Genomic DNA, 2,024 nt, shown 5'->3' with positions numbered 1-2,024 from the left:
CCGGGCCAGCAGGTGCGCTTCACGCTGGCGGTGGACCGCGCCACGGCCGGTTTTGTCTCGGTCAGCGGCCAGGCCGCGGTCGACGGGCAGCGGGTGGCCGAGTTGTCGTTTGTGCTGGGGCTGGCCGGTCCGGCCGAGCTGGGTTTGTCATGACCTTGGCGCTTCAGATTGCCGGCTTGCGCAAGGTCTACGACAGCGGCTTTGTCGCGCTGCAGGACCTCAGCCTCAGCGTGCCGCGTGGCGAGGTGTTTGCGCTGCTCGGGCCCAATGGCGCCGGCAAGAGCACGCTGATCAACATCGCCTGCGGCATCGTGCGCGCCAGTGGCGGCACGGTGCAGGTCGAGGGATTCGACACGGTGCGCGAAGCCCGCCAGGCGCGGGCCCGCATCGGCCTGGTGCCTCAGGAACTGCCCAGCGATGCCTTCACCACGGTGCAGGCCGGCGTGGCCTACAGCCGCGGGCTGTTCGGCCATGCGCCGAACCCGGCCCGCATCGAGGCGGTGCTGCGCAGCCTGTCGCTGTGGGACCAGCGGCGCAGCCCGATGAAGGCGCTCTCGGGCGGCATGAAGCGCCGGGTGCTGATCGCCAAGGCCCTGTCCCACGAACCCTCGCTGCTGTTCCTGGACGAGCCCACCGCCGGCGTGGACGTGTCCTTGCGGCGCGACATGTGGGCCACCATCCGCCAGCTGCGCGAACAGGGCGTGACCATCATCCTGACCACCCACTACCTCGAAGAAGCCCAGGCGCTGGCCGACCGCATTGGCGTGCTGCGGCGCGGCGAACTGGTGCTGGTCAGGCCGACGGCCGAGGTGATGCGCGAGCTCGGCGGCAAACGCCTGACGCTGCAGTTGCAGCAGCCGCTGGTCGAACTGCCCGAGGGCCTGGCCGACCTGGCGCTTCAGCGCTCGGCCGATGCGATGCAGCTGAGCTGCGACTGCACGCCGCGCGAAGGCTGGCCCGGCATCGGCCCGCTGCTGCAGCGCCTGGCCGCGTACGGCATTGCGGTACAGGACCTGCAGACGGCGCAGCGCTCGCTGGAAGACATCGTGATCGACCTGGTCGAGGAGACCGGGGCATGAATCGCCATGCCGTGAGGGCCATGTACTTTCATGAACTGCGGCGCATGCGGCGCACGCTGACGCAGAGCCTGATCGCGCCGGTGGTCACCACCACGCTGTACTTCATCGTCTTTGGCGCCATCGTCGGCGCGCGGGTGCCGACGGTGGCCGGCGTGAGCTACGGCGCCTTCATCGTGCCGGGGCTGCTGATGATGGCGCTGATGTCGCAAAGCCTGTCGCATGGCTCGTTCAGCATCTTCTTCCCGCGCTTCACCGGCACGGTCTACGAGCTGCTGTCGGCGCCGGTGTCGCCCTACGAGATCCTGCTGGGTTTTGTCGGTGCGGCGGCGACCAAGGCGGTGCTGGTGGGCGGCGTGATCCTGCTGACCGCGCGCTGCTTCGTGCCGCTGCAGATCCTGCACCCCGTGTGGATGCTGGTCTTCAGCCTGCTGGCGGTGCTGGCCTTCGGGCTGGTGGGCTTCCTGATCGGGCTGTGGGCCGACAGCTTCGAGAAGCTGCAGATGGCGCCGCAGCTGGTGCTGACGCCGCTGACCTTCCTGGGCGGCAGCTTCTACGCGCTGGAGATGCTGCCGCCGGCCTGGCAGCAGCTCGCGCTGTTCAACCCGCTGGTCTACCTGATCAGCGGCCTGCGCTGGAGCTTTTACGGCCAGGGCGATGTGCACCTGTGGACCAGCCTGGCGGTGGCACTGGGCTGCGTGGCCGCGGCCACGGCCACGGTCGCCTGGACCTTCCACACCGGCTACAAGCTCAAGGCCTGAGCCTCCCCAACCCATGCCAGCCTTGTCCGCCCTGCGATACACCCAGCCCTTCACCGTCGCGGTGGCACCGTGGGGGCCGGCGCGGCTGCTGACGGTCGAAGTCTCGGCCGGCCCGGAAGACGAAGCACCCGCGCTGCGCGTGCGCTGCCTGGCCGACGGTGGGTCGCACGAGCTGATGGCCTTGCCG

At 69.6% G+C, this 2,024-nt stretch carries 2 protein-coding genes; both read left to right on the top strand.

Annotated elements, in window-relative coordinates:
* Positions 1 to 149: 149 nt before the first annotated feature.
* Positions 150 to 1,079, top strand: a complete 930-nt coding sequence (locus FKP22_RS28440; RefSeq protein ID WP_141291461.1) for an ABC transporter ATP-binding protein — start codon at positions 150 to 152, stop codon at positions 1,077 to 1,079.
* Complete coding sequence (locus FKP22_RS28435; RefSeq protein ID WP_141291459.1) at positions 1,076 to 1,837, top strand: ABC transporter permease; 762 nt, start codon at positions 1,076 to 1,078, stop codon at positions 1,835 to 1,837. The genes FKP22_RS28440 and FKP22_RS28435 overlap by 4 nt, the downstream gene beginning before the upstream one ends.
* Positions 1,838 to 2,024 lie beyond the last annotated feature (187 nt).

The sequence above is a fragment of the Ideonella azotifigens genome (assembly GCF_006519715.1).
Taxonomy (GTDB): domain Bacteria; phylum Pseudomonadota; class Gammaproteobacteria; order Burkholderiales; family Burkholderiaceae_C; genus Ideonella; species Ideonella azotifigens.
The sequence above is the reverse complement of the archived record's forward strand: the minus strand, read 5'-3'. Positions and strand labels throughout refer to the sequence as shown.

What these genes read in the sequence shown, in the direction of transcription:
- FKP22_RS28440 (WP_141291461.1), top strand. Translation starts at nt 150, where the DNA reads ATGACCTTGGCGCTTCAGATTGCCGGCTTGCGCAAGGTCTACGACAGC.
- FKP22_RS28435 (WP_141291459.1), top strand. Translation starts at nt 1,076, where the DNA reads ATGAATCGCCATGCCGTGAGGGCCATGTACTTTCATGAACTGCGGCGC.